29 protein-coding genes are annotated in these 26,388 nt (G+C 67.6%); 11 read left to right on the top strand and 18 right to left on the bottom strand.

Features of this window, described 5'->3' with window-relative positions:
• The first annotated feature begins 539 nt into the window (after nucleotides 1-539).
• From ACWEOI_RS16955 to ACWEOI_RS16985, 7 genes are all read left to right on the top strand, one after another.
• On the top strand, nucleotides 540-1,643 hold the full coding sequence (locus ACWEOI_RS16955) for an FAD-dependent monooxygenase (protein WP_452360204.1): 1,104 nt from the start codon (nucleotides 540-542) through the stop codon (nucleotides 1,641-1,643).
• Nucleotides 1,644-1,667: 24 nt separating this feature from the next.
• Nucleotides 1,668-3,188 (top strand): flavin-containing monooxygenase, encoded by a 1,521-nt coding sequence (locus ACWEOI_RS16960; RefSeq protein WP_452360205.1) that lies wholly within the window; start codon nucleotides 1,668-1,670, stop codon nucleotides 3,186-3,188.
• 24 nt (nucleotides 3,189-3,212) lie between these two features.
• A complete protein-coding gene (locus ACWEOI_RS16965) occupies nucleotides 3,213-4,157 on the top strand; it encodes an SAM-dependent methyltransferase (RefSeq protein ID WP_452360206.1) in 945 nt (314 codons plus the stop codon).
• 502 nt (nucleotides 4,158-4,659) lie between these two features.
• Complete coding sequence (gene ku, locus ACWEOI_RS16970; protein WP_452360207.1) at nucleotides 4,660-5,559, top strand: non-homologous end joining protein Ku; 900 nt, start codon at nucleotides 4,660-4,662, stop codon at nucleotides 5,557-5,559.
• Nucleotides 5,560-5,590: 31 nt separating this feature from the next.
• Entirely contained in the window at nucleotides 5,591-6,169 is a 579-nt protein-coding gene (locus tag ACWEOI_RS16975) for a GNAT family N-acetyltransferase (protein WP_452360208.1), read from the top strand.
• Between the two features lie 29 nt (nucleotides 6,170-6,198).
• Nucleotides 6,199-6,690 (top strand): hypothetical protein, encoded by a 492-nt coding sequence (locus ACWEOI_RS16980; RefSeq protein WP_433672899.1) that lies wholly within the window; start codon nucleotides 6,199-6,201, stop codon nucleotides 6,688-6,690.
• 93 nt (nucleotides 6,691-6,783) lie between these two features.
• A complete protein-coding gene (locus ACWEOI_RS16985) occupies nucleotides 6,784-7,779 on the top strand; it encodes an SMP-30/gluconolactonase/LRE family protein (RefSeq protein WP_452360209.1) in 996 nt (331 codons plus the stop codon).
• A 2-nt stretch (nucleotides 7,780-7,781) separates the two neighbouring features.
• On the opposite strand, the gene ACWEOI_RS16990 is transcribed toward ACWEOI_RS16985, so the two are convergent.
• The 4 genes from ACWEOI_RS16990 to ACWEOI_RS17005 form a co-directional block, all read right to left on the bottom strand.
• A complete protein-coding gene (locus ACWEOI_RS16990; protein ID WP_433672897.1) occupies nucleotides 7,782-8,408 on the bottom strand; it encodes a hypothetical protein in 627 nt (208 codons plus the stop codon).
• 111 nt (nucleotides 8,409-8,519) lie between these two features.
• The gene (locus tag ACWEOI_RS16995; RefSeq protein WP_379272081.1) at nucleotides 8,520-8,978 is read right to left on the bottom strand and encodes a DUF4189 domain-containing protein; all 459 of its coding nucleotides are present in this window, start codon (nucleotides 8,976-8,978) and stop codon (nucleotides 8,520-8,522) included.
• 52 nt (nucleotides 8,979-9,030) lie between these two features.
• Complete coding sequence (gene lexA / locus ACWEOI_RS17000) at nucleotides 9,031-9,693, bottom strand: transcriptional repressor LexA (protein ID WP_433672896.1); 663 nt, start codon at nucleotides 9,691-9,693, stop codon at nucleotides 9,031-9,033.
• 64 nt (nucleotides 9,694-9,757) lie between these two features.
• Entirely contained in the window at nucleotides 9,758-10,099 is a 342-nt protein-coding gene (locus ACWEOI_RS17005; RefSeq protein ID WP_452360210.1) for a cytoplasmic protein, read from the bottom strand.
• Between the two features lie 46 nt (nucleotides 10,100-10,145).
• Between ACWEOI_RS17005 and ACWEOI_RS17010 the strand changes: the two genes are divergently transcribed.
• Nucleotides 10,146-10,736 carry a TetR/AcrR family transcriptional regulator gene (locus tag ACWEOI_RS17010; protein WP_452360211.1) on the top strand — a complete coding sequence of 197 codons (591 nt, stop codon included), beginning with the start codon at nucleotides 10,146-10,148 and terminating at the stop codon, nucleotides 10,734-10,736.
• A gap of 58 nt (nucleotides 10,737-10,794) precedes the next feature.
• Here ACWEOI_RS17010 and ACWEOI_RS17015 read toward each other — a convergent pair whose 3' ends face one another.
• Genes ACWEOI_RS17015 through ACWEOI_RS17045 form a run of 7 tightly spaced genes read right to left on the bottom strand, consistent with a single transcriptional unit; the run spans nucleotide 10,795 to nucleotide 17,152 of the window.
• Nucleotides 10,795-11,151, bottom strand: a complete 357-nt coding sequence (locus ACWEOI_RS17015; RefSeq protein WP_357082950.1) for a metal-sulfur cluster assembly factor — start codon at nucleotides 11,149-11,151, stop codon at nucleotides 10,795-10,797.
• Nucleotides 11,152-11,154: 3 nt separating this feature from the next.
• Nucleotides 11,155-11,628: a Fe-S cluster assembly sulfur transfer protein SufU gene (gene sufU / locus ACWEOI_RS17020; RefSeq protein WP_433672890.1), complete on the bottom strand. Its 474-nt coding sequence runs from the start codon at nucleotides 11,626-11,628 to the stop codon at nucleotides 11,155-11,157.
• Nucleotides 11,629-11,631: 3 nt separating this feature from the next.
• Nucleotides 11,632-12,885 (bottom strand): SufS family cysteine desulfurase, encoded by a 1,254-nt coding sequence (locus tag ACWEOI_RS17025; protein WP_433672889.1) that lies wholly within the window; start codon nucleotides 12,883-12,885, stop codon nucleotides 11,632-11,634.
• A gap of 2 nt (nucleotides 12,886-12,887) precedes the next feature.
• Nucleotides 12,888-13,661 carry a Fe-S cluster assembly ATPase SufC gene (gene sufC, locus ACWEOI_RS17030; RefSeq protein ID WP_357082959.1) on the bottom strand — a complete coding sequence of 258 codons (774 nt, stop codon included), beginning with the start codon at nucleotides 13,659-13,661 and terminating at the stop codon, nucleotides 12,888-12,890.
• 37 nt (nucleotides 13,662-13,698) lie between these two features.
• Nucleotides 13,699-14,877 (bottom strand): Fe-S cluster assembly protein SufD, encoded by a 1,179-nt coding sequence (gene sufD / locus ACWEOI_RS17035; RefSeq protein WP_433672888.1) that lies wholly within the window; start codon nucleotides 14,875-14,877, stop codon nucleotides 13,699-13,701.
• The gene (gene sufB / locus ACWEOI_RS17040) at nucleotides 14,877-16,313 is read right to left on the bottom strand and encodes a Fe-S cluster assembly protein SufB (RefSeq protein ID WP_433672887.1); all 1,437 of its coding nucleotides are present in this window, start codon (nucleotides 16,311-16,313) and stop codon (nucleotides 14,877-14,879) included. The genes sufD and sufB overlap by 1 nt, the downstream gene beginning before the upstream one ends.
• Nucleotides 16,310-17,152 (bottom strand): helix-turn-helix transcriptional regulator, encoded by an 843-nt coding sequence (locus tag ACWEOI_RS17045; protein WP_357082968.1) that lies wholly within the window; start codon nucleotides 17,150-17,152, stop codon nucleotides 16,310-16,312. The genes sufB and ACWEOI_RS17045 overlap by 4 nt, the downstream gene beginning before the upstream one ends.
• Before the next feature lie 149 nt (nucleotides 17,153-17,301).
• Here ACWEOI_RS17045 and ACWEOI_RS17050 point away from each other — a divergent pair, with 149 nt between their 5' ends.
• Both ACWEOI_RS17050 and ACWEOI_RS17055 read left to right on the top strand, forming a co-directional pair.
• Nucleotides 17,302-18,126, top strand: coding sequence for an NAD(P)H-binding protein (locus ACWEOI_RS17050; protein WP_452360212.1), 825 nt, complete (start codon nucleotides 17,302-17,304; stop codon nucleotides 18,124-18,126).
• Between the two features lie 153 nt (nucleotides 18,127-18,279).
• Complete coding sequence (locus ACWEOI_RS17055) at nucleotides 18,280-19,293, top strand: LLM class flavin-dependent oxidoreductase (RefSeq protein WP_452360213.1); 1,014 nt, start codon at nucleotides 18,280-18,282, stop codon at nucleotides 19,291-19,293.
• A gap of 13 nt (nucleotides 19,294-19,306) precedes the next feature.
• Here the strand turns inward: ACWEOI_RS17055 and ACWEOI_RS17060 are convergent, their stop codons facing one another.
• Nucleotides 19,307-21,049 (bottom strand): pyruvate dehydrogenase, encoded by a 1,743-nt coding sequence (locus tag ACWEOI_RS17060; RefSeq protein WP_433672883.1) that lies wholly within the window; start codon nucleotides 21,047-21,049, stop codon nucleotides 19,307-19,309.
• A gap of 72 nt (nucleotides 21,050-21,121) precedes the next feature.
• A complete protein-coding gene (locus ACWEOI_RS17065) occupies nucleotides 21,122-21,559 on the bottom strand; it encodes a DoxX family protein (RefSeq protein WP_452360214.1) in 438 nt (145 codons plus the stop codon).
• 29 nt (nucleotides 21,560-21,588) lie between these two features.
• Between ACWEOI_RS17065 and ACWEOI_RS17070 the strand changes: the two genes are divergently transcribed.
• A complete protein-coding gene (locus ACWEOI_RS17070; RefSeq protein ID WP_452360215.1) occupies nucleotides 21,589-22,485 on the top strand; it encodes a sigma-70 family RNA polymerase sigma factor in 897 nt (298 codons plus the stop codon).
• 13 nt (nucleotides 22,486-22,498) lie between these two features.
• Here the strand turns inward: ACWEOI_RS17070 and ACWEOI_RS17075 are convergent, their stop codons facing one another.
• The 5 genes from ACWEOI_RS17075 to ACWEOI_RS17095 form a co-directional block, all read right to left on the bottom strand.
• Nucleotides 22,499-23,092 (bottom strand): TetR/AcrR family transcriptional regulator, encoded by a 594-nt coding sequence (locus ACWEOI_RS17075; RefSeq protein WP_379277389.1) that lies wholly within the window; start codon nucleotides 23,090-23,092, stop codon nucleotides 22,499-22,501.
• 94 nt (nucleotides 23,093-23,186) lie between these two features.
• On the bottom strand, nucleotides 23,187-23,582 hold the full coding sequence (locus tag ACWEOI_RS17080; RefSeq protein ID WP_433672880.1) for a DUF302 domain-containing protein: 396 nt from the start codon (nucleotides 23,580-23,582) through the stop codon (nucleotides 23,187-23,189).
• Nucleotides 23,582-23,818 (bottom strand): YgaP family membrane protein, encoded by a 237-nt coding sequence (locus ACWEOI_RS17085; protein ID WP_452360216.1) that lies wholly within the window; start codon nucleotides 23,816-23,818, stop codon nucleotides 23,582-23,584. The genes ACWEOI_RS17080 and ACWEOI_RS17085 overlap by 1 nt, the downstream gene beginning before the upstream one ends.
• 23 nt (nucleotides 23,819-23,841) lie before the next feature.
• Entirely contained in the window at nucleotides 23,842-24,111 is a 270-nt protein-coding gene (locus ACWEOI_RS17090) for a metal-sensitive transcriptional regulator (RefSeq protein ID WP_213556139.1), read from the bottom strand.
• A gap of 96 nt (nucleotides 24,112-24,207) precedes the next feature.
• Complete coding sequence (locus tag ACWEOI_RS17095; RefSeq protein ID WP_452360217.1) at nucleotides 24,208-26,361, bottom strand: MMPL family transporter; 2,154 nt, start codon at nucleotides 26,359-26,361, stop codon at nucleotides 24,208-24,210.
• Nucleotides 26,362-26,388 lie beyond the last annotated feature (27 nt).

A 26,388-nucleotide genomic window follows, 5' to 3' on the forward strand; every position in this document is an offset into this window, starting at 1 on the left:
TGCCGCACGGTCAGCAGACGACTCTCATACCTGATTTCCCACCCCCGAAGCTCCGGCCGAATCGGCGAGCACAACCCGAAAGTCAGCGCGGGTGTCCTCGCCGGGCGACGGCCAATCCCCCGAAGTCTTGTTGCGACACCCGGCCGGACCACCTGAACCCACCCGAACAGCTTCCTCAAGATAGAACGCGTTCCACAATCGCGCAAGCAGCTACTGTCGCGAATCTTCCAGCTGTACACAACTTTCGGAAGCGACGAAACGCTAGACAGTGGAACTTGTTATCGATACAGTTCGGCGTTAAGTATCGGGACGGGGATCAAAGGGGTTGTCGGGGCGGGGATTCGGACGTGCTCGTCGTTGGTTGACTGGTTTCCGGCGGCGATCACCAACTGTGCAACGGCGAGCAGCCCTACTTGGACCAGCTCGGCAAACACTCCGCCACTTCGGCCGTCGACTGAATCAGAGGCTTGGTGGCCAGCCAGGCACTCCCGTCGATGGGCTACGCATTCACCGCACGATGATCTGGATTGGGAGGGATGATGAACGGACCTACGAGGCGCGCAGGAATCGTCGGGGGCGGGGTCGGCGGGTTGGCGACTGCCATCGCGTTGCGGCAGGCCGGGTGGCACGTCACGGTGTTCGAGCAGGCGCCGGAATTCGGCCGGGCGGGGGCCGGGATCGTGTTGCCCGTCAACGGCATCGCTGCCCTCGACGCCCTCGGACTCGGGGAGCGGATCCGTGAGCATCAGGTACCTGATCGGACCGCGCAAATACAGACTGCGGCTGGTCGCACGCTGATGAGCTTTCGGTTGAGTGACGCGATGGGCTACCCGGGAATGGTTCTGCTCGCGCGATCAGATCTCATCGCTCTCCTGGTGGATGCCCTGCCCAGCGAGTGCATTCACACGGGCGTAGCGGTGCGGGCAGTGCGCGAAAGCGGTGTTGTGGAAACTGATTCCAGCACGGCGGAGTTCGATCTGGTGGTCGCGGCCGACGGGGCCAATAGTGTAGCCCGACAGCAGTTGTGGCCCGATCTCTCGCTGCGGCATACCGGAGTCACCGCCTGGCGTTGGATCGTCGATGGTCTGTCGACGGAGTACGCCGGAATGGTGTGGGGTCCGGGCGGTGACATGGGGATCTATCCCATGCCTCGTGGTCGCACCATGGTGTGGGCCGCGGGTCGACCGGGCATCGACGACCTGGACTACTTTGCCGACTGGATCGACCCGGTGCCGAAATTGATCGCCTCCGCCGATCGGATAGTGCGCAACGATGTGGCTTACGTGCCGGTTCCTCGTTCGCTGGTTCGTGGCCGGGTAGCGCTGGTCGGCGACGCGGCGCACGCGCTGGTGCCCTACAACGGCCAGGGCACCTCCGTAGCCTTGGAAGATGCCGTCGCCCTCGCCGCATGTGCTCCGGACCTGGCGGCCTACACCGCGTCGCGGCGTCCTCGCGCGCAGTACATGAGTCTGCTGGCGCGGTATGGCATGCCCACACCCGCGACAAACAGAGCCGCCGTGATCACCGCCCCGATGGCGGGATTGATGCCGAACCGGTTTTTGCGGTGGGCCGCGCGCACGGGACGGCGGGCGGCGACGACTTGGACCCCACCGGAAATCCGGTCCGGCGTGTCCTCGCACTGATTCTGAATCTGGAACGGAGCAACCATGAGCACGTCGACGGATACTGCCGTCGATCACGAGATTCTCATTGTCGGCGCGGGTTTTTCGGGGATGGGCACGGCGATCGAACTGGATCGGGCCGGTGTGCGCGACTACCAGATCCTCGACGCAGGCGACGGTCTCGGCGGAACTTGGCGGTGCAACACTTACCCCGGTGTCGCGGTCGACTTCCCGGTCTTCAGCTATCAGTTCTCATTCGAGCAGCGATCGGACTGGTCCCGCGTCTACGCCCCCGGCTCGGAGGTACAGGAGTACGCGGAGCATTGCGCCGACAAGTACGGCCTTCGTTCACGGATGCGGTTCGATACCAAGATCGACAGAATCGACTTCGAGGGCCACACGAATCGATGGCGGGTGACGACAGCCGCAGGCGACACGATGACCGCCAGGTTCGTCGTCAACGCGACTGGCAGCTTTCCCGAACCGAACATCCCGAAGTTCAACGGGATCGAGAACTTCGCGGGACGGGTCCTGCACACCGCGCGCTGGGACCCTGCGGTGGACCTGACCGGCAAGCGGGTCGGGATCGTCGGCACCGGAGCGTCCGGCGTACAGCTCGCCTCTGCCGTCGCGGCCGAGGTGGCGCAGCTGACCGTGTTCCAGCGGACTCCGGTATGGGTCGTGCCGAAGTACGACGCGCCGCTGTCCGCGCGGCTGCACTGGGTGCTCGAGCATGTTCCGTTGCTGAAGCCCGCGATCCGGGCGTTGAGCCAGGCCTATATCGAGACGGTCGTCCTGTTGCCCGCCCAATATCACAAGCTGTTCCCGTTGACCAAGCTCGCCGCAGTCGCCCTGCGGCGTGAGTTGGCCGCGCAGGTGCACGATCCAGCAGTCCGGGACAAGCTCACGCCGCGTTATGCGCTCGGCTGCAAACCGCCGGCCTATTCCAACGCGTACCTGTCCACGTTCAACCGCGAAAACGTGTACCTGGAAACCGATCCCATCGACAAGGTGACCACGGACGGCGTCCGCACGGCTGAAGGCGTCGAGCATGAGCTGGACGTGTTGATTCTCGCGACAGGGTTCAAAATGCCATTCACATCCGGCGTGCCCTTCCAATGCGTCGGATCCGACGGGATCGATCTGCACGAATATTGGTCTCGGGAACGAACGCAGGCGTATCAGGGGGTGAGCGTGCCCGGTTTCCCCAACTATTTCTCGGTGTCCGGCCCGTACTCCTACAACGGTTCGTCCTACTTCAACCTGATCGAAGCCAGCGCCAAGCACATCGCCCGCTGCCTCGGCCATGCCCGACGGACCGGAGCGACGCGGGTGGAGGTCACGAAGCAGGCCAACACGAAGTACTTCGAGGAAATGCTGCGCCGCCGGTGGCGGCAGGTGTTCTGGCAGGACACCTGCGGCCTCGCCAACGCCTACTACGTCGACGTGAACGGCGACGTACCGCTGCGACCAACGCTCAGCCTCGAAACGGCTTGGCGCAGCGCCCGATTCGCGCTGAGTGACTACCGCTTCGAGAACACGCCCGCGAGTGAAACAGTCAAATAATATACACAGGCTTGAAGGGGAAAGATGACTGTCCTGGAATTTCGTGATTCCGAGAGTTCGGCCCGACGTACCGTGCGGTGGGTTCGCGAATGGGGGTGGATTGCATCCTTGCTTTTTGTGCAGAAAATTCCCAACCGATTCAGTCTGGTGTACGACAAAGTGATCACCGGACACAACTCGCTGGGTGAGGAGTCGCTATTCATCAACCTGGGCTACTGGAAGGACAGTCCTCAAACTTTGGATGAAGCGGGCGCGGCGCTGGCCCGGCTGGTAGCGACCGAAGCGCGCCTCGGGTCCGACGACGTAGTGGTGGACGTCGGCTGCGGAATGGGCGACCAAGACTTTCTCTGGGCGAAAGAATTTGGCCCGAAACGAATTACAGGTGTGAATATATCCGCGAAACAGATCGAGGTCTCGACCGCACGGGCCGCCGCACTGGGGCTCAGCGACGTCGTCGAGTATGTGCACGGGTCCGCAAACGACCTACCTCAGTCGGATGCGTCCGCGACAAAGGTGACCGCACTCGAGTCAGCGCTTCACTTTCCGTCGCGTCCACGATTTTTCGAGGAAGCATTCCGAGTCCTGGCACCCGGCGGCCGATTGGTGACTGCCGACGTTGTGCCGCTCGCAAACAAGTATGTTTCGAGCGAGGTCAGGCGCTCGCGTCTCAAGCGACTCGTGGTGCACGGCGCATTCACGACCGGCCGCAAGAATAATACCGATGCGGAGGAATACCGCCAGGCGCTCCTGGCAGCCGGCTTCAAGGATGTCCGAGTCTATTCCATCCGCGATCACGTCTACCCGCAATATGCCGAATATGTCAGCCGTAAGCGCGATCATCCGCAAATGCGGAGAATCAATCCGTTGCTTCGGGGCTTCTTCGGCCAAAAAGGCGCCGATTTCTGGGCCCCTTGGCTGGACTATATCGTCGCAGTTGCCGACAAGGCGCCTGCCGGAGATTGTCTCTGAGGAACACCACGCCAACAACCGACGCATCCCCATGACCCGCGGCAAGGTGCTGGGCGGCTCCGGTTCGGTCAACGGGATGCTCTCCGAGGCGAACGTGGCCAACCAGTAGCTCGTTGATCGCACCTGGGCGCATCGGAGAGCCCGACGGCGGGTGGAAGAGGTTGACCAGCACGAAGTCGCAGTCGCGCGCGGATCGGCACTGACCACGTTCATGGACGTAGGTGTCGTAGGCCAGTACCACGAGATCGTCACTGGGACCGGGCGCGACCGTCGCGACTTCACCCACGCGCCGTTGGCGTTGTCGCGCCGATGCACATACAGATGCGAGCCTCGGTAGCCGACGCGGGTCCAACCCATTCTCTGGGCCGTGCTGGGGCCGTCGCCGTCCGGGGGCCGTCAGACGACCGCTACCAACAACCCGCAACAACCAGCAGCCACCCGAAACCCGCAGGTCGGCGGCGTGTTACCGACCACGACACGCCTTCGGCAGTACCATCGGGAAATGCGGTCCATTTGGAAGGGCTCCATCGCGTTCGGATTGGTCAATGTCCCCGTGAAGGTGTACACCGCCACGGAGGACCACGACATCAAGTTCCACCAGGTCCACGCCGCCGACGGCGGACGTATTCGATACGAGCGGCTGTGCACCGTGGACGGGCAGCCGGTGCAGTATTCCGATATCGATCGGGCCTACGAATCGCCCGACGGTGATCGGGTGATTCTCACCGATGAGGACTTCGCGAAACTGCCCGCCGCGGAGAAGCACGAAATTCCGGTCCTGCAATTCGTGCCCTCGGAACAGATCGATCCGATTCTCTTCGACAAGAGCTACTATCTGGAACCCGATTCCACCACGCCCAAAGCGTATGTGCTGCTGGCCAAGACCCTCGAACGGGTGGACCGGGTGGCGCTGGTGCATTTCACCCTCCGGCAGAAGACCCGGCTGGCCGCGCTGCGGGTGCGCGACGGGGTGATGGTGTTGCAGACCCTGCTGTGGCCCGACGAGGTGCGGTCGGTGGCCTTCGACAAGCTCGAGGGCGTCGCCGAGCCCAAGGCGCAGGAACTGAAGATGGCCGAGACCCTCGTCGACACGCTGTCCGACGACTTCGATCCCAGCCTCTACGTGGACGAATACCAAATCGAGCTGAAGAAGCTGCTCGACGAGGCCATCGCCAGCGGCTCCAGCAAGGTCACCCGGGCGCCGGAAGTGGCCGCCCCGGAGATGGACGCCGAGGTCGTCGACCTGGTCGCGGCCCTGCAGCGCAGCCTCGAGGCATCCGGGCGCAAGACCGGATCGGCTCCGGCCGCCAAGGCCGCGCCCGCCAAGGCCGCCGCCGAGAAGAAGCCCGCCAAGAAGGCCGCGAAGAAGGCTCCGGCCAAGCAGACCCGCAAGGGTGCCTGACCCTTCAGCAGCCACCTGGCAAACTGTCGGCATGGATCCCGATATATCCATCCACCCGGACATCGCCATCGTGCCCATGGGGCTCGGACACCTGCGGCAGGTCATCGACCTCGGCTACCAGGTGTTCGACACCCAGGCCAAGCCCTACACGTCGTGGTCGCTGACCTCGGTCGCCGAGCACCTCGACAGCCCCGGCAAATCCTGCTGGGTGGCGGTGGATTCGGATCAGGTGGTCGGATTCGTGCTGGCCTCCATGGAATTCGAGCTCCGCGAGGACTGGGCGTACCTGGAGTGGATCGCCGTCTCCCCGGAGGTGGAGGGGCGCGGCGTCGCCAGCAAACTCATGACCGCCTGCTGCGACCTGCTGTTCCGGCACGGCGCGGCCCGCATCGTCACCGACGTCGAGATCCACAACACCGCCTCCGCGGCCATGATGCGCCGCAACGGATTCACCGAAGGCACCACCGTGACGCTGTTCGTGCGCCCCAACCCCGACGACCGCGCCGCCGGCGAGGACGAACAGGTCACCCTCGGCCCCGGCACCAAACGCGACCTCATCCGGCGCGGCCGCATCACCGGCGACGGACGCCACGGGCGGCTCGCCCGCTGATTGTCGGACCCTCCCGGTACGGTCGCGGCATGACCGCCCCCGATCCGACCATGACCGCCATCAACGACGCCGTAATCCTTGGACGCCAAGGCGATCCGGCGACGGCTCGCGAACAGCTGACCTCGTTGTGGGATGAGATCGGGGCGGGCGGCGACCCCTTGCACCGGGTCTCCCTGGCGCACTTCCTCGCCGACCTCCAGGACCACGCGGCCGACGCCCTCACCTGGGACATCCGCGCCCTCGACGCCGCCGACTCGCTCACCGACGAACGCGCTCAGGCCCACCACGCGGGCCTGAGCGTGCGCGGCTTCTACCCCTCGCTCCACCTCAATCTGGCCGACAACTACCGCCGCCTCGGCGCTTTCGACACCGCTCGACAGCATCTGACCGCCGCCCACGACCGCCTGGACGCCCTGGACGAGGACGGCTACGGGCTGGGCGTGCGCGCGGGCCTCGCCAATGTCGAAGCGGCGCTGGCCGACCGGTCCACCGAGGCGCTACCCACGCACCCGGGCGCGTAAACCGCCCGGTCACCCGCCGCCGAGCCGCATTGCTGGACCGCAATGGCCGATATACGCTGGCCGCGATCATCAGCCAGCGAAGGGAACGCGTCGATGCCGGATCCGCTACCGAATGCCGTTGCGCCGCAATTCGATGCCCGGGGACGCCGCCTGGTCGCGGGCGCCGCCGCACTGCTGGCGATGACGGCCGTGGCGAGCGGGCCGGTCGGTCCGGCTGCGGCCGAGGCACCCGCATCACCCGTCGCAGGCTCGCTGTCCTGCGCGCCCATCGAGGCGCGCGTGGCGATGCCCACCCGGGCTCCGCTGCTCGACTGGTCGGAGAACCTGACCTTCGACGAGGCGACCGGGAGCATCTGGGTCGCCCGCGCGCAGCGCAATGTGGTGGAGAAGTACGACGGGGACGCCCACCTGGTCACCAGCGTGCCGGTGCGAGGTCCGGGCGCGGTCCGACGCGGCCCGGACGGGCTGATGTACGCGACCTTCGGCAATTCACCGCTCTCCGGCCTCTCGGGCGACAGCGGGGTGGTGCGGTTCGATCCGGCCGCCGCCGACCCGACCCCCGAGGTGTTCGTGTCCGGGCTCGGTCAGGCCAATGGCGCGGCCTTCGACGCCGACGGCACCCTGTACGTGGCCGACACCTCCGCGAACTCCGTGGTACGGATCCGGCCGGACGGCAGCATCGACGCCGACTGGACCGCCCGCAGCCGCACCGCGCTGGCGGCCCTCGGCCTCGGCGCCGACGGCATCGTCGCCGCCGACGGCGTCCTCTACGTGACGCTGCTGGAGAGCCCGACCGCGCGGGTCGTCGCCCTGCCGATCGACGATCCCGCACGGGCGACGGTGGCCGTGGATCTGGCCCCCGCTCCCCTGTCCGGCCCCCTGCTGCCCGACGACCTCGCGATCGTCGACGGGCTGCTCTACATCGCCACCGGCAGCGGGCAATTGGTGCTCGCGGATCCGGTCGCGCACACCAGTTGCACGGTGCTGTCGGGCCAGCCGCTCACCTCCGTGGCCGTCGCCCCGGCCCCGGCGCGCACGCTGGTGCTCGGCACCGAGGGCGGGGACGTCCTGAAGGCCCACTACCGCTGACGTCAGTTGTCCTGGGCCGCATGGGCTCTGCCCTCGTGGAAGAACTCCATGAGGCTCTGCACCGTCGCCACTTCGGTGCGGGGTCGCACGGCTCCGAAGGGCGCGTTCCAGAACTCGCCGCGGCGGCGGGTCCACGGGCCGACGTAGGCGTACGGCGTCGGGTTGTCCCAGTCGCCCGGGGAGACACCGTAATTCACCTCGTCGACCGCCACCGACAGGTCGAAGTGCTCGGGCCACAACACCGGCTGCTGTTCGGCGGCGAAGCGGCGTAATGCGGTGTCCCCCACCGCGAACCAGTCGTGCACGGCGGTGGCGGCCTCGGAGTCGACCCTGAACGGCTCATCCGGATCCATCCGGGTGCCATCGGAATACAGGCCGTCGGGCGGGCCGTCGGCCTCGAATCCGGCGCTCGAGGCGAGGTCACTGTAGGTGCCGTGCAGGCGGGTCCGGCCCTGCGGCCACACCAGATCGGTGCCCGTCACCGACACCGGCCACTTCATGCCGGCGAATCCGCCCAGCACGATGCGCATGCGGATGCTGCCGAACCGGCGATACTGCGGACCGGCGATCAGCAGTTCGGCCGCCGCGTGCAACGCGAACCGGGTGTCCTCGTAGGTGATGTCGTCCACGGGGAAATCATCGCCGCCGAGCCCGGCGTGTTGCTGGAAAATGGACTCCCGCAAACAAAACAGCGCCACACCGGACGAATCCGGTGTGGCGCATGCGTGTTTCGCGGAACGTCAGCTCGCGTTGTCGGTGCAGGCCGAGAGAATGATCTTGGCCTGACGCGGCGAGGACGAACCCGTGTCCGGGAAACCCGGCGCACTCTTGCCGAGCACATTGATGGCGGCCGACTCGGCCTCCACCTTGGACGGCGCCCACGCCCAGCCGAAGCGGGTGTCGGCGCCCTGGGCGACCGCGCCACAGGCATTGGCGAAGTGCACGACGACGGCACAGTCGCCGCCGCCACACTGGCTGACCGCGGAGGAGTCCGCGGCGTCCCAGCTGCCGTAGTTCACGGCATACGCGACGTTCCCGGTGCTCTTGGACAGCGCCAACGCGCCGTACAGGTCACCGGAGGTCGCGATGAAGACCGGCTCGCCGTTCTCCGCCGCGGAGGCGGATCCGGCGGCCACGGTGCCCATCGCGGCCATCGACGTAACGGCGAGGCCGACACCGGCCTTGCGCAGCAACGACATTCGATACTCCCCGGGGATGGATGGTGATAACGGCGGTCATCATGCCAGACGCTCAGACCCGGCGCATGACCGAGACGACCTTACCGAGTACCTGGGCATTGTCACCATCGATCACCGGGTACGCGGGATTGCGCGGCTCCAGGTAGACATGCCCGTTGGCGCGCTTGTAGACCTTGACCGTTGCCTCACCGTCGATCATGGCGGCCACGATCTCGCCGGTGTGCGCCTCGTGCTGTTTGCGCACCACGACGATGTCTCCGTCGCAGATGGCGGCGTCGACCATGGAGTCGCCGCGCACCCGCAGACCGAACACGGTGCCGCGGCCCACCAGCTCCCGCGGCAGCGAGAGCACATCGTCGGTGTGCTCCTCCGCCAGGATCGGGGCACCGGCCGCGATATCGCCGACGACCGGCACCGGTACCGAGTTCTCGTCCTGCTGCCGCGCCGGCGCGGACGCCCGCAGGAACAGCCGCACGTCCATGGGACGCGTCACCGACTCACTGCGCTTGAGGAACCCGCGCTCCTCCAGCTCGCGTAGATGCCGCGAAACCGATGAGGCCGACTTCAGGCCGACCGAGTCCCCGATCTCCCGAGTGCTCGGCGAATACCCGTGCCGCTGCACCCAATCCCGAATGCTGCACAGAATGCGTTGCTGGCGTTCGGGCAACGTGGAGGTGTCGAGATGCTCGAATCCGTCGAAGTCGTCATAGGTCACCGAAGAATCGTACGGGGCGCCACCGCCCGAACCCTGGCACGACCGGCCGTAACACGCCAGCGCGCTACATCCCGGAAGGACCCAGCACCGTGTCCCCGGCCGCGGGCGCGGGCTCCTTGAGTTCGATGAACAGCGCGTGGGTCTCGCCCTCGCCGATGTTCTCGCCCGAATGCTCCTGCGCCCCGAGCCAGCGCACCTGCCCCGCGGTGAGCTCCACCTCCACCTGTTCCCCGTTGGCCGTGATCCGACGCCGGAAGGAGTTCAAGGGGTACAGGACGCTGTCGGGATGACTGTGGGGCGAGGTGCGGTCACCGGGCTTGTCGCGGTACTCCAGCACCCGCACGCGCTCGTTCTCGAAGATGACCCGGTACAGGTCTGGATTCACCACAGCGGGATCGGTGCTCATAGCAGCCCTCCGGGACTCGATATGGGATCAGAGTACCATCATGGGCATGGCCGTACCATATGAGAACACCGGGCGCACCAACCAGAAGTCCCGCACCCGTACGGCCCTGGTCACCGCGACCCGGAAGCTGTTGGCGCAGGGCGTGATACCGACGGTCGAGGACGCCGCCCAGGCCGCCGCCATCTCCCGCACCACCGCGTACCGCTACTTCCCCAATCAGCGCGCGCTCCTGGCGGCCGTACGCCCCGAGATCGACCGCGAAACCCTGCTCCCCGACCCCGCCTCCACCGACCCCCGCGACCGCCTCGACCTCGTCATGCGCGAATGCGTCCGCATCAACATGGAGTGGGAACCCGAACTACGCACCTCGCTGCGCCTGTCCCTGGACCCCGCCGCGGGAAACCCCTCGCCGCTACGCCGCGGCCGGGTGATCGGCTGGCTCGAACACGCGCTGGAACCGCTGCGAATCACGCACCCGGACATCGACATCCACCGCCTGGCCATCGCCATCCGGTCCGCCACCGGCATCGAGTCCTTCATCTGGCTCGTCGACATCGCCGCCCTCCCCCGCCCGGAGGCCGCCGAAATCCTCTGCGCCACAGCCAGAGCCCTCCTGAACGAGGCGCTGGGCCGCTGAAACGACGATGCGGACCGATCCACCAGGGATCGGTCCGCATCGTCGGAGTGTGTTCGGTCTACACCGTGAAGCCGAGGGCGCGCAGCTGTTCGCGGCCGTCGTCGGTGATCTTGTCGGGGCCCCACGGGGGCATCCAGACCCAGTTGATCTGCAGGTCCTCGGCGAGGCCGGAGCGGACCAGCGCGTTGCGGGACTGGTCCTCGATCACGTCGGTGAGGGGGCAGGCCGGGGAGGTCAGGGTCATGTCGAGTTTGGCGATGCCGTCCTCGAAGGCCATGCCGTAGACGAGGCCCAGATCGACGACATTGATGCCGAGCTCGGGGTCGACGACGTCACGCATCGCCTCCTCCATGTCGTCGAGGTGCTGGAGCTCCTCGGGAGTGAGTTCCTTGGTCTGCTGCTCGGTTTCGCTCATCTCTTACTCCCCGTTGCCCATCGTCTTCTTGGCTTCCTCTGCCGAGGCGATCCGCACCACGGCGTCCTTGAACGCCATCCAGCCCAGCAGCGCGCACTTCACGCGGGCGGGGTACTTCGCGACGCCGACGAACGCGACACCGTCGCCGATCACGTCCTCGTCACCCTCGACGGTGCCGCGGCCGGTGATCATGGCGTCGAACTCCTCGACCACCTTCAGCGCCTGCTGCACCGGCAGGCCGATGACCTGATCGGTGAGCACCGAGGTCGAGGCCTGGCTGATCGAGCAGCCCTGGCCGTCGTAGGACACGTCCTTGACGTCACCCGCGTCGTCGATGTGCACGCGCAGCGTCACCTCGTCACCACAGGTCGGGTTGACGTGATGCACTTCGGCGCCGAAGGGCTCACGTAGCCCCCGGTGGTGCGGGTGCTTGTAGTGGTCCAGGATCACTTCCTGGTACATCTGCTCCATGCGCATGGTCTATGCAACTCCGAAGAAGCTCTGGGCCTTCCGCACCGCGGCCACCAGCTGATCGACCTCGTCCACGGTGTTGTACAACGCGAAAGAGGCACGGGCGGTGGCGGCGACGCCGAATCGGCGGTGCAGCGGCCACGCGCAGTGGTGACCGACACGGATGGCGACACCCTGGTCGTCGAGGATCTGGCCGACATCGTGGGCGTGAATGCCCTCCACCAGGAACGACACCGCCCCGCCACGATTCACGTTCTCGGTCGGGCCGATGATCCGGACGCCGTCGATCGCGCCCAGACCTTCCAGCGCCGCGCCGACGAGCGTGTGCTCATGCGCCGCAACGGCATCCATGCCGACCTCGCCGAGATACTTGACCGCGGCGCCCAATCCGACGACCTGCGAGATCATCTGCGAGCCCGCCTCGAACCGCTGCGGCGGCGGGGCGAAGGTCGAGTGATCCATGAACACGGTCTCGATCATGGAGCCGCCGGTGATGAACGGCGGGGTGTCCTCGAGCAGCTCACGCCGCCCGTACAGGATGCCGACACCCGAGGGGCCCAGCATCTTGTGGCCGGAGAAGGCGGCGAAGTCGACGCCCAGCTCCTTGAAGTCCACGCCCATGTGCGGCACCGACTGGCAGGCGTCCAGCACGACGATCGCGCCGACTTCCTTGGCCCGGCGCACCAATTCGGCGACATCGGCGACCGCGCCGGTCACATTCGACTGGTGCGTGAACGCGACCACCTTGGTGGCGGGCGACAATTCGAGCGAATCCAGGTCGATGCGGCCGTCGTCGGTGATGCCGTACCACTTCAGCGTCGCACCCGTGCGGCGCGCGAGCTCCTGCCACGGAACGAGATTCGCGTGATGCTCGAGCTCGGTGATGACGATCTCGTCACCGGGACCCACATGGTACGGGAAGCGGTCGTCGGAGAAGGCGTAGGCCACCACGTTCAGCGACTCGGTCGCGTTCTTGGTGTACACGATCTCGTCCGCGCCGGCGCCGACGAACGCCGCGATCGCCGCGCGCGCCGCCTCGTAGGCCTCGTTGGCCTCCTCGGCGAGCTGATGCGCGCTGCGATGCACGGCCGCGTTGTGCTCGAGCAGGAATTCCCGCTCGGCGTCGAGCACCTGCAGCGGACGTTGCGACGTCGCACCGGAATCCAAGTACGCCAGCGGTTTCCCGTCGCGCACGGTCCGGCTCAGGATCGGGAAGTCGGCCCGGATCCTGGCGATGTCGAGAGTCCCCACGGTGCTGGTCATATTCAGGCTCCTACAGCAGCTGAAGTAAAGCGCACGTAGCCGTTCGCGTCGAGTTCCTCGGCCAGCTCGGCGCCGCCCTCGGCGACGATCTTGCCGCCCACGAACACGTGCACGAAGTCGGGCTTGATGTAGCGCAGGATGCGGGTGTAGTGGGTGATCAGCAGGATGCCGCCGGTCTCCCGCTCCTTGTAACGGTTCACGCCCTCGGAAACAATCCGCAGCGCGTCGACGTCGAGGCCCGAGTCGGTCTCGTCGAGCACGGCGATCTTCGGCTTGAGCAGGCTCAGCTGCAGGATCTCCTGGCGCTTCTTCTCACCACCGGAGAAGCCCTCGTTGACCGAGCGCTCGCCGAAGGCCGGATCGATCTCCAGCTCGGCCATGCCCTCCTTGACTTCCTTGACCCAGGTGCGCAGCTTGGGGGCCTCGCCGCGGATCGCGGTGGCGGCGGTGCGCAGGAAGTTCGAGACCGAGACGCCGGGCACCTCGACCGGGTACTGCATGGCCAGGAACAGGCCCGCGCGGGCACGCTCGTCGACCGACATCTCCAGCACGTTCTCACCGTCGAGGGTGATGGTGCCCTGGGTGACGGTGTACTTGGGGTGGCCGGCGATGGCGTAGGACAGGGTCGACTTGCCGGAGCCGTTGGGGCCCATGATGGCGTGGGTCTCGCCCGACTTGATGGTCAGGTTCACGCCCTTGAGGATCTTGATGGGCTCGGCGTTCTCGTCCGGGCTGGCGACCTCGACGTGCAGGTCCTTGATTTCCAGGGTGGTCATCGAATCGGATTCCTTTGCGGGATGGGAAGTTTGAGTGTCAGGCGCCGACGGCGGCGAGTTCGGCCTCGATGGCCGCCTCGAGCCGCTCCCGGACCTCGGGGACGGAGATCTTCTGCAGCACCTCGAAGAAGAAGCCGCGCACCACCAGACGGCGGGCGACCTCCTCCGGGATACCGCGCGAACGCAGGTAGAACAGCTGCTCGTCATCGAAACGGCCGGTGGCCGAGGCGTGTCCGGCCCCGATGATCTCGCCGGTCTCGATCTCCAGGTTCGGCACCGAGTCGGCACGCGCACCATCGGTGAGCACCAGGTTGCGGTTCAGCTCGTAGGTGTCGGTGCCCTCGGCGGCCGCCCGGATCAGCACGTCGCCGACCCACACGGTGTGCGCGTCCGGCTTGTCCGAGGTCGGATCACCCTGCAGCGCACCCTTGTACTGCACGTTGGACTTGCAGTTGGGCTGCGAGTGATCGACCAGCAGACGCTGCTCGAAGAACTGGCCGTCATCGGCGAAGTAGACACCCAGCAGTTCGGCGTCACCGCCGGGACCCGCGTAACGGACATTGCCGGTGAGCCGCACCAGATCGCCACCGAGGGTGACATTGGTGTGGCGCAGCACGGCGTCGCGGCCGAGCATGGCGTGGTGCGCGGTGACGTGCACGGCGTCGTCGGCCCAGTCCTGGACCACGATGACGTTCAGCGCCGCGCTGTCCCCGAGGATGAATTCGACGTTCTCGGCGTAGGTTCCGCTGCCGCGCTGGTCGACCACCACTGTGGCGCGCGCGAAATTGCCGAGCCGGACCTGCAGGTGCCCGTAGGCGACCTTGCCCGCGCCCGGACCGGTGATGGCCACGATGACCGGCTCGGCCACTTCGGTTTCCGCACCGACGGTGACGACGGTGGCGGCATCGAAGCCCGAGTACGCCTGCGCCGCAACGCGATCGGTGGGGGTGCCGCCCTGGCCCAGGCGGGCGTCGGTGCGGTCCACGGTCTCGGCCGTGACACCCGCGGGTGCGGTCACCTCGACGGTCGGCTGACCGTCCTTGACGGCGGTGCCGTCGTGCAGGCCGTTGAGGCGGCGCATCGGGGTGAAGCGCCACGCCTCGTCACGGCCCGAGGGGATTTCGAAGGCGTTCACGTCGAACGACGCGAACACCTCACCCTTGTTCAGGGCAGGGGTACGAGCCTCAGCGGCCTCGGCAACGTTCTCCACGGCCATCAGCCGACGGCTCCTTCCATCTGCAGTTCGATCAGGCGGTTCAGTTCCAGGGCGTACTCCATCGGGAGCTCCTTGGCGATGGGCTCCACGAAGCCGCGCACCACCATGGCCATCGCCTCGTCCTCGGTCAGACCGCGGGACATCAGGTAGAACAGCTGGTCCTCGGACACCTTCGAGACGGTCGCCTCGTGGCCCATGGTCACGTCGTCCTCGCGGATGTCGACGTAGGGGTAGGTGTCGGAGCGGGAGATGTTGTCCACCAGCAGCGCATCGCACTTCACGGTCGACTTCGAGCCGTACGCGCCCTTGTTCACCTGCACCAGGCCGCGGTACGAGGCACGGCCACCGCCGCGCGCCACCGACTTGGAGATGATGTTCGAGGAGGTGTGCGGCGCCAGGTGCAGCATCTTGGCACCGGTGTCCTGGTGCTGGCCCTCACCGGCGAACGCGATGGAGAGCACCTCACCCTTGGCGTACTCGCCGGTCATCCACACGGCCGGGTACTTCATGGTGACCTTGGAGCCGATATTGCCGTCGACCCACTCCATGGTCGCGCCCGCCTCCGCCTTGGCACGCTTGGTCACCAGGTTGTAGACGTTGTTCGACCAGTTCTGGATCGTGGTGTAGCGGCAACGGCCGCCCTTCTTCACGATGATCTCCACGACCGCCGAGTGCAGCGAGTCCGAGGAGTAGATGGGCGCGGTGCAACCCTCGACGTAGTGGACGTAGGCGTCCTCGTCGACGATGATCAGCGTCCGCTCGAACTGACCCATGTTCTCGGTGTTGATGCGGAAGTACGCCTGCAGCGGGATGTCCACGTGCACGCCCGGCGGCACGTAGATGAACGAGCCACCCGACCACACCGCGGAGTTCAGCGCGGAGAACTTGTTGTCACCCGAGGGGATGACCGAGCCGAAGTACTTCTGGAACAGCTCGGGGTGCTCCTTGAGACCGGTGTCGGTGTCGAGGAAGATGACGCCCTGCTTCTCCAGGTCCTCACGGATGGAGTGGTAGACGACCTCGGACTCGTACTGGGCGGCGACACCGGCGACGAGACGCTGCTTCTCGGCCTCCGGGATGCCCAGCTTGTCGTAGGTGTTCTTGATGTCCTCGGGCAGCTCTTCCCAGGAAGCGGCCTGCTTCTCGCTCGAGCGCACGAAGTACTTGATGTTGTCGAAGTCGATGCCGTCGAGCTTCGAGCCCCAGCCCGGCATGGGCTTCTTGTCGAAGATGCGCAGGGCCTTGAGGCGGAAGTCGAGCATCCATTCGGGCTCGCTCTTCTTGGCCGAGATGTCGCGCACGACCTCCTCGGACAGTCCGCGCTTGGCAGCGGCACCGGCGACATCCTTGTCGGCCCAGCCGTACTCGTAGGTACCCAGGGACGCGATGGTCTCTTCCTGGGACAGCGGCTGCACCTGGTCGGTGGTCGTCGTCATTCGGCACTCCTTCCGGAGTCATGTGTAGAAGTCGTTGCGGGCTGCGCAACGGGGGTCTGGGCGGAACTTTCGGGGGCGGTATCGGGCATAGCGGGCGAAGCAATGAGGGGAACGTGCGTGGTGCAGGCGCAGTCACCGTTGGCGATGGTCGCCAGGCGCTGCACATGCGTGCCGAGAATCGCGCGGAAAGCCTCCAGCTCGGCCGCGCACAGCTCCGGGAATTCCTCGGCGACGTGCGAGACCGGGCAGTGGTGCTGGCAGATCTGCACGCCGGCGCCGACCTTCCGGGTCGAGGCCGCGAACCCGGCATCGGTGAACGCTTCCGCGATCTCCTCCGCCTTGGCCTCGGTCTCGGCCGGGGCGTGGACGGCGAGATCGCCGACCCCGGCCACGATGGACGCCACCCGCTTGCGCGCGAAATCGGCGATGGCCTGATCGCCGCCGATCTCCCGCAGCTGCCGCATGGCCGCTCCGGCGAGGTCATCGTAGGCGTGCGCGAGGCGGCCCCGGCCGGTGGCCGTCAGCTGGTACTGCTTGGCGGGACGGCCGCGGCCCTTCTGCTGCCACGGCGCCGACCTGGTCGCCTGCGCCTCACCGGACTCGATGAGCGCGTCCAGATGCCGCCGCACCCCCGCCGGACTCAGACCCAGCCGCTCGCCGATGGCGGTCGCGGTGATCGGGCCCTCCTCCAACAGCAGCTTGACGACAGCTTCGCGCGTGTGTCCCTCACCCGCCGGTCCGGGCACGACAACGGACCGGGCACCGTCGTTCTGGTGCCCGGCCTGTTCCGCGTTCCGCAAACCCACGGTTTTCACAACACAAGTGTGACGGAATTCCATTCCTCGATCCAGTAAGGGTCCCCTGACCGAAAATGCGCGACCTGGGAATATGGCATCACATGTGAGCTGGCACACCCCATACATCCCGGCAATTCGGAAATCAGGGCCGGTCATGAGGGGTTCTGGACGGTGTGAACAGTGTGCTCATAGTGGGTGGGACGGGAAATGTCGGCCGAAAAGTCGTCGCGGATCTGGCGGCGGTGGGGGTGCGGACTCGGGCCTTGGTCCGGGATCCGGCAGCCGCCGGGCTTCCCCCGGAGGTGGAGGTGGTGCGCGGCGATCTGTCCGAGCCGGACTCGCTGGCGACGGCCGCGGACGGGGTCGATTCCGTATTACTCATCTGGCCGTTCCACGACACCGAGAACGCCGAACGCGTGGTGCGGGCGTTGAGCGGACCGGATCGGCGGCTGGTGTACCTGTCGTCGACCACCGTGAACGACCAAGGGCCGCAATCGGATCAGATTCCGCTGGTGCACGCGGAGATGGAGGCGGCGGTCGAGGCGCACGCATCGGAGTGGACGGTGCTGCGCGCCGACACCCTCGCCTCCAATGCGCTGAGCTGGGCGGGGCAGATTCGCGCGGGTGCGGTGGTGCGCGGGTTCGCGGTCGCGCCGAGTGCGGTCGTGCACGAAGGGGATGTCGCCGCGGTGGCGGCGCGGCTGCTCACCGGATCCGGGCATGCCGGGCGGAAATACCTCGTGACCGGGCCGCGAGTGGTCGGACGGGCCGAGCAGGTGGAGGCCATCGGGGCGGCGCTGGGGCGTGAGCTGCGATTCGAGGCGCAGCCGCTGGACGTCGCGCGGGAGTCGATGACCGCGGCCGGACTGCCCGCGCACCTGATCGAGGTGCTGTTGTCGATGGCCGAGTTCCGGCCGCCCTCGGACCTGGTCACCAGCGTGGTCGCCGACCTCACCGGGCGGCCGGCGCGCGATGTCCGGGACTGGGCCGGGGAACGCGCGGCGGAATTCCGGTAGCCGACCGGTCGCTTGCCGGCGCGGGCCGGGGACGCGGGCAGGAGAAATTCGGCGGGCGGGCATAAGTTCGACGCTGATCGAATTAGTACTGAGAGGTGGGCGCACCCTGCCCGCTCTCCGCCGAACAGCCGATCCACGAAAGCCGGTGCCAGCATGCCCTTCGCCGTATCCATCCTCGACCTGGCGACGGTCGCGCCCGGGCAGACCGCGCGCGACAGCTTCCAGCACAGCGTGGCGCTGGCGCGGGCGGCGGAACGCAGTGGGTATCGGCGGGTCTGGTACGCGGAGCACCACAATATGAAGTCGATCGCATCGAGCGCGACCAGCGTGCTCATTGGGTACGTGGCCGCGCACACCGAGAGCATCCGGCTCGGGGCGGGCGGGGTCATGCTGCCCAATCACTCGCCGCTGGTGATCGCCGAGCAGTTCGGGACGCTCGAATCGCTATATCCGGGGCGGATCGACCTGGGGCTGGGGCGGGCGCCGGGCAGTGATCAGGAGACCATGCGGGCGCTGCGGCGCAATCCGGCCTCGGCGGACACCTTCCCACAGGACGTGCTCGAATTGCAGGGGTTCCTCACCGGCAACAGCCGGATCCCGGGGGTGCAGGCGGTGCCGCGCGCGGAAGGTGTTGTGCCGCTCTACATTCTGGGGTCGTCGCTGTTCGGGGCGCAGCTGGCCGCGCATCTGGGGCTGCCGTACGCGTTCGCCTCGCATTTCGCGCCGGACGCGCTGCACCAGGCGGTCACCGAGTATCGCGAGCGGTTCCGTCCGTCAGAGCAGTTGGCCGAGCCGTATGTGATGGCGGGCGTGAACGTGTTCGCCGCCGAGGACCGGGAGGCTGCCGAGGAGCAGAAGACGATCTCCTATCGGGCGCGCACGCGGGCCTTCATCAAGCGCGGCGCGGCGGGGATGGACTTCTCCGACGAGGAGATCGACGCGTTCCTGGCCTCGCCCAATGGCCGTCACCTGGCGGCGATGACCACCTACACCGCGGTGGGCACGCCCGATGACGTCGTCGACTACCTCGAGGATTTCGCGGCCGGGATCGACGCCGACGAGCTGATCCTCGCCCACCACGCGCAGGGCATCGAGGATCGCGTGCGGTCGGTGGAGCTCACCGGGGCGGCCGTCGCCGCGCGCGAATCCGTCACGCCCCGAAGCTGATCGGGGCGCCGCGTCAGGGGCGCGGGATATTGCGGAGGTTGGATCGGGCCATGTCGACCATGCGCCCGACGCCGCCCGCCAGCACGATCTTCCCGGCGGCCAGGGCGAAGCCCTTCACCTGCGCGGCATCGATCTTGGGCGGCAGCGACAGCGCGTTCGGGTCGGTGACGACGTCGACCAGCATCGGCCCGGGTTCGGCGAACGCCTTGGTCAGCGCGCCGCGCACCTGGGCGGGATCGGTGACCCGGATCGCCGGCATGCCCACGGCCGCGGCGATCTCGGCGTAGTTCGCCGGCTCCTGATCGGTGCCGTAGTCGGGCAGGCCGTCGACGAGCATCTCGAGCTTCACCATGCCGAGGGTGGAGTTGTCGAAGACCACGATCTTCACCGGCAGCCGGTGCCGCCACACCGTCAGCAACTCCCCCATCAGCATGGCCAGGCCGCCGTCGCCGGACAGCGAGATCACCTGCCGCCCAGGGAAAGCCGACTGCGCGCCGATCGCGTGCGGCAACGCGTTGGCCATGGTGCCGTGCCGCCAGGAGCCGATGATCCGGCGGCGGCCGTTGGGAGTCAGATAGCGGGCGGCCCACACATTGCACATGCCGGTGTCGACGGTGAAAACCGCGTCACTGTCGGCGATTTCGTCGATCAGCGACGCGACATACTCGGGGTGGATGGGGGTGTGGTGGTCGATGTCGTGGGTGTAGGCGTCGACCACGTTCTCGAGGGAGGAGACGTGGCGGCGCAGCATGTCGTCGAGGAAGGCGCGGCTCGGTTTCTGGTGCAGCAGTGGCAGTACCGCGTCGATGGTCGCGGCCACGTCACCGTGCACGGCGACGTCGACGATCACGCGGCGGCCGATGTGGGCGGGGTCGCGGTCGATCTGGGCGACGCGGCCGTCCTGCGGCAGGAAGGTGTCGTAGGGGAAGTCGGTGCCGAGCAGGATCAGCAGATCCGCTTCGTGGGTGGCCTCGTAGGCCGCGCCGTAGCCGAGCAGGCCGCTCATGCCGACGTCGTAGGGGTTGTCGAACTGGATCCACTCCTTGCCGCCGAGGGCGTGGCCGATCGGGGCGTGCAGGCGCTCGGCCAGGGCCATGACCTGCGCGTGCGCGCCGCGCACACCCGCGCCCGCGAACAGCGCGACGGTGTCGGCGTCGTTGATGGCCTCGGCGAGACGGTCGACCTGGTCGGCGGGCGGGACGACGGTGGCAGCGGACCTCACCAGATCCGAGGGGCGGCCGCGGTTCTCGGCGTCGGCGCTGAGCACGTCACCGGGGACGACCAGGACCGAGACGCCGTGGCGGCCGAGGGCGGTCTGCATGGCGATGGTGGCCAGGCGCGGCATCTGGGCGGGGGTGCTCACCATTTCGCAGAAGTGGCTGCATTCCACGAAGAGTCGTTCGGGGTGGGTCTCCTGGAAGAAGCCGGTGCCGATCTCGCGGCTCGGGATGTGCGAGGCGATTGCCAGCACCGACGCGCCATTGCGGTGCGCGTCGTAGAGGCCCTGGATGAGGTGGGTGTTGCCGGGTCCGCAGCTGGCCGCGCAGACGGCGAGGCGGCCGGTGAGGACCGATTCCGCGCCCGCGGCGAAGGCGGCGCTCTCCTCGTTGTGGCAGTGCACCCAGTCGATACCCTCGGTGCGGCGCAGCGCGTCGACGAAGGGATTCAGACTGTCGCCGACCAGGCCGTACACCCGTTGGACTCCGGCGGCGACGAGGGCGTCCACCAATTGACTGGCAACCGAGTTCCGGCCCATCATCGCTCCGTTCGCCGTGCCGGGACCGAGCATGATCGAAGGTCACTGTAGCCGAAGCAAGGGGTTTGGTAGCTAGATAGTTGCTGATGCGTCCGTTTTCGCGGGCTTGCCGGACACGAACCGGCGATCGGCGGGACGGGTCGCCCAGGAGACCGCCGTCAGTGAGGCCATGACGAGCAGGATCGGCACCTCGATGAGCTTCTCCCCGGTGGTCAGGTGCGAGGCGATGGCTCCCGAATAGACGAAGAAGGTCCCGGCATAAGCCCACTCCTTCACCAGCGGCAGCCGCGGGGCCAGCAGCGCCACCGCGCCGAGCAGCTTCCAGACACCCAGAATGACCAGGAAATAGGTCGGGTAGCCCAGAGCCGTCACGACCTGGCGAACATTCGCGGTCCGAGCGATATCCCACCAGCCGCCCACCAGCAGTTCTGCGACAACCAGCACGGTCGAGGTCCAGTAGAGGAGGGCGCGGTCGGGAACGATTCGTGTGACGATGGTGTGTGTAGTCATGTCACCGCGACGTTCGGCGAGCACGAAATATGTCGGTCAGCGACTCCGGATCCCCCGCAGCCCGATTCGAGCGGCGGCGCACCCGGCTGATCGCCCAGGCCTTCCGGATGCTCGGCGCCTCCGCTGAGGCCGAGGACGCGGTGCAGGACACGTGGATGCGATTGAGCCGCACCGATATCGACACCATCCGCAATCTCGACGGCTGGCTCACCACCGCGCTCGCCCGGATCTGCCTGGACGTGCTGCGCGGCCGCCGGGTCGACGACCGGTTCCCGCTCGGGCCCGGCGCGCCGGAGCCGTTTCCCGAGGCCGCGATCCTGGAAACCCCGGAGGACCGGGCGATTCTCACCGACGAGCTGGAACGGGCGGTGCTGGTCCTGCTGCGGCGACTGCCGCCCGCCGAACGGGTCGCGTTCGTCCTGCACGACATGTTCGCGGTGCCGTTCTACGAGATCGGCGAGATCCTGGACCGGACGCCGAACGCGGCGCGACTGCTGGCGAGCCGGGCCCGGCACCGGGTGCTCGACGACGGCGACGGGCTGCGGCCCGAGGCGCTGCGGGAGCACCGGATCGTGCGGGCCTTCCTGGCCGCGGTCCGGGCCGGGGACATCGAGGCCGCGCTGACCGTGCTGGATCCGGAGATCATGGTGTCCGCCGATCGGGTGGCCGCGCCCGGATCGGCGCCGGTCACCGCGCAGGGCACGCGTGTGGTGGCCCGGCTGGCGGCCGGATTCGCACGGCGCGAGGAGTTCTCGGCGGTCATTCTGATCGACGGGCGGCCGGGCGCGCTGGTGGTGTCGCACGGCGAATCGCCGGAGGTCATGGTCTTCACCATCTCCGCCGGGCGGATCACCGCCATCGAGGTGATCGCCGAGCCGGAGGTGCTGGCCCGCCTGCGGCTCACGGTGCCCGATTTCACCGCATGATCGGGGATCGCCCTCAGGGTGAATGCGCCTCGACGGCAACGGCTTCGGCGAGACTCAGGCGCAGCAGCCGGGCCATGGACTCCGACACCGTGTGCAGCGGCTCGTCGGTGCGGCGCACCCGGGCCAGGATGGTCGCGCCCTCGTAGGCCGCAACCACCGTGGTGGCCAGCCCCCGCGCCTCCCCCGGCTCCAGACCCAGCTCGATCAGCAGTTCGGCGAAACCGCGCGCCATGGCATCGAATGCCGAAACGCACGCCGTGCGCACCGATTCGACATCGCTGCCGCCGTCCAGGGCGGGAGTTCCGACCGGACAGCCGGTGGTCCAGTCGGTCTCGTCCAGCTTCCCGGCCATGAAATCGAACAGCGTTGCCGCGGTGCCGAACACATCGCCGGGGGCCTGCCGGATCATGCGGCCGAACAGCACCCCCGTGCCGGTGATGGCCGCGACCGCGATCTCCTCCTTACCGCCGGGAAAGTGGTGGTAGATCGACCCATACGGCAGCCCCGCCGCCTCACTCAACTTCTTCAGCCCGAATCCGTGGTAGCCGTGCCGGGCTAGCAACCCGGCCGCGGCCGCCTCGATTCGCCGTTTCGAATCGGACACCATTCATCCAGAGTATGAGCGGGGTCCGACACCGGCAGGGCGAATCGTGTTCGGGCAGTGGATCAACCGGGCGTGCGCGGCCCGGATCCGGGCCGGATCAGCCCAGGGCGGCGATGGCCGCACCGAGCTTGGCGGCGGCGGTGTCGGCCACCTCCTTCAGCCCGGGATCGCCCGCGACCTGCACCAGCAGCTGCGGATCCATGGCTTCGACGAGCACCGCGCCGTCGCGTGAACGGTCCTCGCGCACAATCACATTGCACGGCAGCAGCAGCCCGATCTGGCGGTCGACCTCGAGGGCGGCGTGGGCCAGGGGCGGGTTGCAGGCGCCGAGGATGAGGTAGTTCTCCAGGTCGGCGTCGAGCTTCTGCTTCATGGTGGCGGTGACGTCGATCTCGGTGAGGATGCCGAAACCCTGCTCGGACAGGGCCTTCCGGGTGCGCTCCACCGCGGTGGCGAAATCGGTGTAGAGGGTGGTCGACAGGGCGAGGGTCATCACGCGGTCCTTTCCGTCGTGGGGCTGCCCGTCCGGGGCACACCCAGACGGCGCAGGAGCAGGGTCACCGGACACCAGCCGGCGAACCCGTAGAGCAGCAGGTTGGCCGCCACGAACGTGGTCAGCAGCAGCCACCAGGGCGAGAACGCGAGCACCAGCGCGATGCTGATCAGCACCATGGTTCCGGCCAGGACCGGCACGATGCGGTCGATGGTCCAGCGGCGGGTCGCGGTCATATGACTTCCTTTCGATCCCGGCGTCAGGCGAGCGCCAGGAAGAGTTTCTCCAGTTCCTCGACCGTCATCGGCTCCGAACCCTCGGCCTGTTCGCCGGTCAGGCAGTCGCGCAGACCGGTGGCGACGATCTTGAAGCCCGCGCGGTCCAGCGCCCGCGAGACCGCGGCGAGCTGGGTGACCACGTCCTTGCAGTCGCGGCCCTGCTCGATCATGGAGATCACGCCCGCGAGCTGGCCGTGGGCGCGGCGCAGGCGGTTGAGGACCAGTGCGATGCTGTCTTCGTCGCCGATCATGAGGGTTCCTTCCCTGAGTTCGATGACTCCATCATACCCCTGGGGGTATGCGAGGGCCGTGAGAGCGGGCTCACCGTTTCCCACGGCCCCCACCGTTCAGTGCGCGAAGCTGATGTCCGGCAGCACCTTGCGCAACCAGCGTGGCGACCACCAGGCGGCATGCCCGGTCAGGCGCAACAGCACCGGTAGCAGGATCAGGCGGATCAGCACGGCGTCCAGCAGCACAGCCACGCCGAGGATGATGCCCATCTCCTTCGGCGGCAGCGGATCGGCCAGCGCGAAGGTGAAGAACACCGCCACCATGACCGCCGCCGCGGCCGCGATCACCCGGCCCGAATGCGCGATGCCGTCGATATGGGCCACCGCGGGATCACCCGAGCGCTCGTAATGCTCCTTCGCCGTGGCCAGCAGGAAGACCGTGTAGTCCATCGCGATGGCGAAGATCATGGCGAAGAAGAACACCGGACCCCAGCCGTCCAGGAAACCCTGCGGGGTGAAGCCGAGCAGGCTCGCGCCGTGCCCGTCCTGGAACACCAGCTTGGCCACGCCGAACGCGGCCGCGGTGGACAGCAGGCTGACGCCCGCGCCGAGCAGCGCGATGAGCGGGGCGCGCAGGGCGACCAGCAGGAGCAGGAAGCCCAGCACCAGGATGATGCCGACGACCAGGGGCAGGTAGTCGTTGAGGGCCTGTTGCAGGTCCAGGTTCTCGGCGACCGCACCGCCCACCAGCGCGCCGGCCGGGAGGGCCGTGCGCAGGGAGTCGACGATGTCACCCATGGCCGGATCCGACGGATCGACGGTCGGCGTCGCCTGGATCATGACCAGTCCGCTGCCGTCGCCCGCGGGCTGCGGCGGCGAGACCATGCCGATCCGGCTGTCCGAGGCCGCGATTCGCGCGACATCGGCGGCGTCGGAGGCCGGGGCCACGATCTGCAGCATGCCCGGCGCGCCCAGCCCGAATTCGCGCTGCACCAGTTCGTAACCCTGGCGCACGGACGAATCCTCGGGCACCACCTGAATCGAAGGCATGGCCACCTTCAGGCTCGTCACCGGAATCGCGAGCGCGATCAGCACCAGCAGCGAACCGATGGCGAACGGCCACGGGCGGCGGTGCAATAGCTCCCCCCACTTGGCGAAGAGGGGCGAACGATGCTGCTGGCGCGCGACATACGGCAGAGAGCCCGCGTTGACGCGCTTACCCAGCGCTCCGAGCACGGCGGGCAGCAGGGTCAGCGTCGCCAGCAGGACGAACGAGACCGCGAACATGATGCCGACCGCCATGGTGCGCACGGCCGGCGCGGGCACCACCAGCACCGCCGACAGGCTGACCAGCACGGTCAGGCCGGAGAGCAGGACCGCCTTGCCCGCGGTGGCCATGGTGACCGCGACCGCGGTGCGGGGTGGAGTATCGCCGCGGATGGCGTCGCGGAAGCGCGAGACCAGGAACAACGCGTAGTCGATACCCAGGGCGAGTGCGAACATCATGGCGAAGTTCATGGCCCACACCGAGATCGGCGTGATCTGGTTGAGCAGCACCAGGCCGCCCGCGGAGGCGACCAGGCCGGTGAGGGTCAGCAGCAGGGGCAGACCGGCTGCCACCAGGGAGCCGAAGGCCAGCACCATGATCGCCAGAGTGACCGGCCAGGAGAACATCTCGGCCTTCATCATGGCGTCGTGGTTGGCCTTGTTGAAGTCGCTCCACAGCGCCGAGGCGCCGGTCGGGTAGATGTCGAAGCCGTCGGCGGCGACGTCCTTCAGTTTCGGGCCGAGGTCGGTGACCGCGGTGACCATGTCGTCGGTGCTCGCGTTCGCGCCCGCCAGCAGGATGCCGGTGTGACCGTCACGGCTCACCGATTGACCGGGCGTGGGCGGGACGATCGCGCCGAAGCGGCTGTCCGCCTGGAGGACCGCGGTGAGGTCGGCGACCAGGCGCTGTGCCTCGCGGCTGTCCATCGTCGCGGTGTCGGAGTGGACCACGACCTGCACGGCGGCGGCCGAGTTGCCACCGAAGTGTTCCTGCGCGAGGTCGCGGACCTGCACGGATTCGGAGCCGTCGGCCTGCCAGCCCGCGCCCGCGAGGGAGTCGAACACCGAGGGAGCGGCCGCGCCGAGGGCCACCGACAGGAGCAGCCAGAAACCGAAAACCCAGCGGGCGCGGTCGGCCATGACCGCGCCGAGGCGGCCCAGGAGACCGCCGGGGGCGGCCGTGCTCGGAGAAGCGTCGGCGACGCCGACTGTCGTACTTCGCATCTGAGACTTCCTTCCATACCCCCTGGG

The organism is Nocardia sp. NPDC004340, assembly GCF_053602575.1.

Excerpts from the sequence above, each read along its gene's own strand:
- ACWEOI_RS16955 (WP_452360204.1), top strand. The coding sequence starts at position 540 with ATGAACGGACCTACGAGGCGCGCAGGAATCGTCGGGGGCGGGGTCGGC.
- ACWEOI_RS16960 (WP_452360205.1), top strand. The coding sequence starts at position 1,668 with ATGAGCACGTCGACGGATACTGCCGTCGATCACGAGATTCTCATTGTC.
- ACWEOI_RS16965 (WP_452360206.1), top strand. The coding sequence starts at position 3,213 with ATGACTGTCCTGGAATTTCGTGATTCCGAGAGTTCGGCCCGACGTACC.
- ku (WP_452360207.1), top strand. The coding sequence starts at position 4,660 with ATGCGGTCCATTTGGAAGGGCTCCATCGCGTTCGGATTGGTCAATGTC.
- ACWEOI_RS16975 (WP_452360208.1), top strand. The coding sequence starts at position 5,591 with ATGGATCCCGATATATCCATCCACCCGGACATCGCCATCGTGCCCATG.
- ACWEOI_RS16980 (WP_433672899.1), top strand. The coding sequence starts at position 6,199 with ATGACCGCCCCCGATCCGACCATGACCGCCATCAACGACGCCGTAATC.
- ACWEOI_RS16985 (WP_452360209.1), top strand. The coding sequence starts at position 6,784 with ATGCCGGATCCGCTACCGAATGCCGTTGCGCCGCAATTCGATGCCCGG.
- ACWEOI_RS16995 (WP_379272081.1), bottom strand. The coding sequence starts at position 8,978 with ATGTCGTTGCTGCGCAAGGCCGGTGTCGGCCTCGCCGTTACGTCGATG.
- ACWEOI_RS17005 (WP_452360210.1), bottom strand. The coding sequence starts at position 10,099 with ATGAGCACCGATCCCGCTGTGGTGAATCCAGACCTGTACCGGGTCATC.
- ACWEOI_RS17010 (WP_452360211.1), top strand. The coding sequence starts at position 10,146 with ATGGCCGTACCATATGAGAACACCGGGCGCACCAACCAGAAGTCCCGC.
- ACWEOI_RS17015 (WP_357082950.1), bottom strand. The coding sequence starts at position 11,151 with ATGAGCGAAACCGAGCAGCAGACCAAGGAACTCACTCCCGAGGAGCTC.
- sufU (WP_433672890.1), bottom strand. The coding sequence starts at position 11,628 with ATGCGCATGGAGCAGATGTACCAGGAAGTGATCCTGGACCACTACAAG.
- ACWEOI_RS17025 (WP_433672889.1), bottom strand. The coding sequence starts at position 12,885 with ATGACCAGCACCGTGGGGACTCTCGACATCGCCAGGATCCGGGCCGAC.
- sufC (WP_357082959.1), bottom strand. The coding sequence starts at position 13,661 with ATGACCACCCTGGAAATCAAGGACCTGCACGTCGAGGTCGCCAGCCCG.
- sufD (WP_433672888.1), bottom strand. The coding sequence starts at position 14,877 with ATGGCCGTGGAGAACGTTGCCGAGGCCGCTGAGGCTCGTACCCCTGCC.
- sufB (WP_433672887.1), bottom strand. The coding sequence starts at position 16,313 with ATGACGACGACCACCGACCAGGTGCAGCCGCTGTCCCAGGAAGAGACC.
- ACWEOI_RS17045 (WP_357082968.1), bottom strand. The coding sequence starts at position 17,152 with ATGGAATTCCGTCACACTTGTGTTGTGAAAACCGTGGGTTTGCGGAAC.
- ACWEOI_RS17055 (WP_452360213.1), top strand. The coding sequence starts at position 18,280 with ATGCCCTTCGCCGTATCCATCCTCGACCTGGCGACGGTCGCGCCCGGG.
- ACWEOI_RS17060 (WP_433672883.1), bottom strand. The coding sequence starts at position 21,049 with ATGGGCCGGAACTCGGTTGCCAGTCAATTGGTGGACGCCCTCGTCGCC.
- ACWEOI_RS17065 (WP_452360214.1), bottom strand. The coding sequence starts at position 21,559 with ATGACTACACACACCATCGTCACACGAATCGTTCCCGACCGCGCCCTC.
- ACWEOI_RS17070 (WP_452360215.1), top strand. The coding sequence starts at position 21,589 with ATGTCGGTCAGCGACTCCGGATCCCCCGCAGCCCGATTCGAGCGGCGG.
- ACWEOI_RS17075 (WP_379277389.1), bottom strand. The coding sequence starts at position 23,092 with ATGGTGTCCGATTCGAAACGGCGAATCGAGGCGGCCGCGGCCGGGTTG.
- ACWEOI_RS17080 (WP_433672880.1), bottom strand. The coding sequence starts at position 23,582 with ATGACCCTCGCCCTGTCGACCACCCTCTACACCGATTTCGCCACCGCG.
- ACWEOI_RS17085 (WP_452360216.1), bottom strand. The coding sequence starts at position 23,818 with ATGACCGCGACCCGCCGCTGGACCATCGACCGCATCGTGCCGGTCCTG.
- ACWEOI_RS17090 (WP_213556139.1), bottom strand. The coding sequence starts at position 24,111 with ATGATCGGCGACGAAGACAGCATCGCACTGGTCCTCAACCGCCTGCGC.
- ACWEOI_RS17095 (WP_452360217.1), bottom strand. The coding sequence starts at position 26,361 with ATGCGAAGTACGACAGTCGGCGTCGCCGACGCTTCTCCGAGCACGGCC.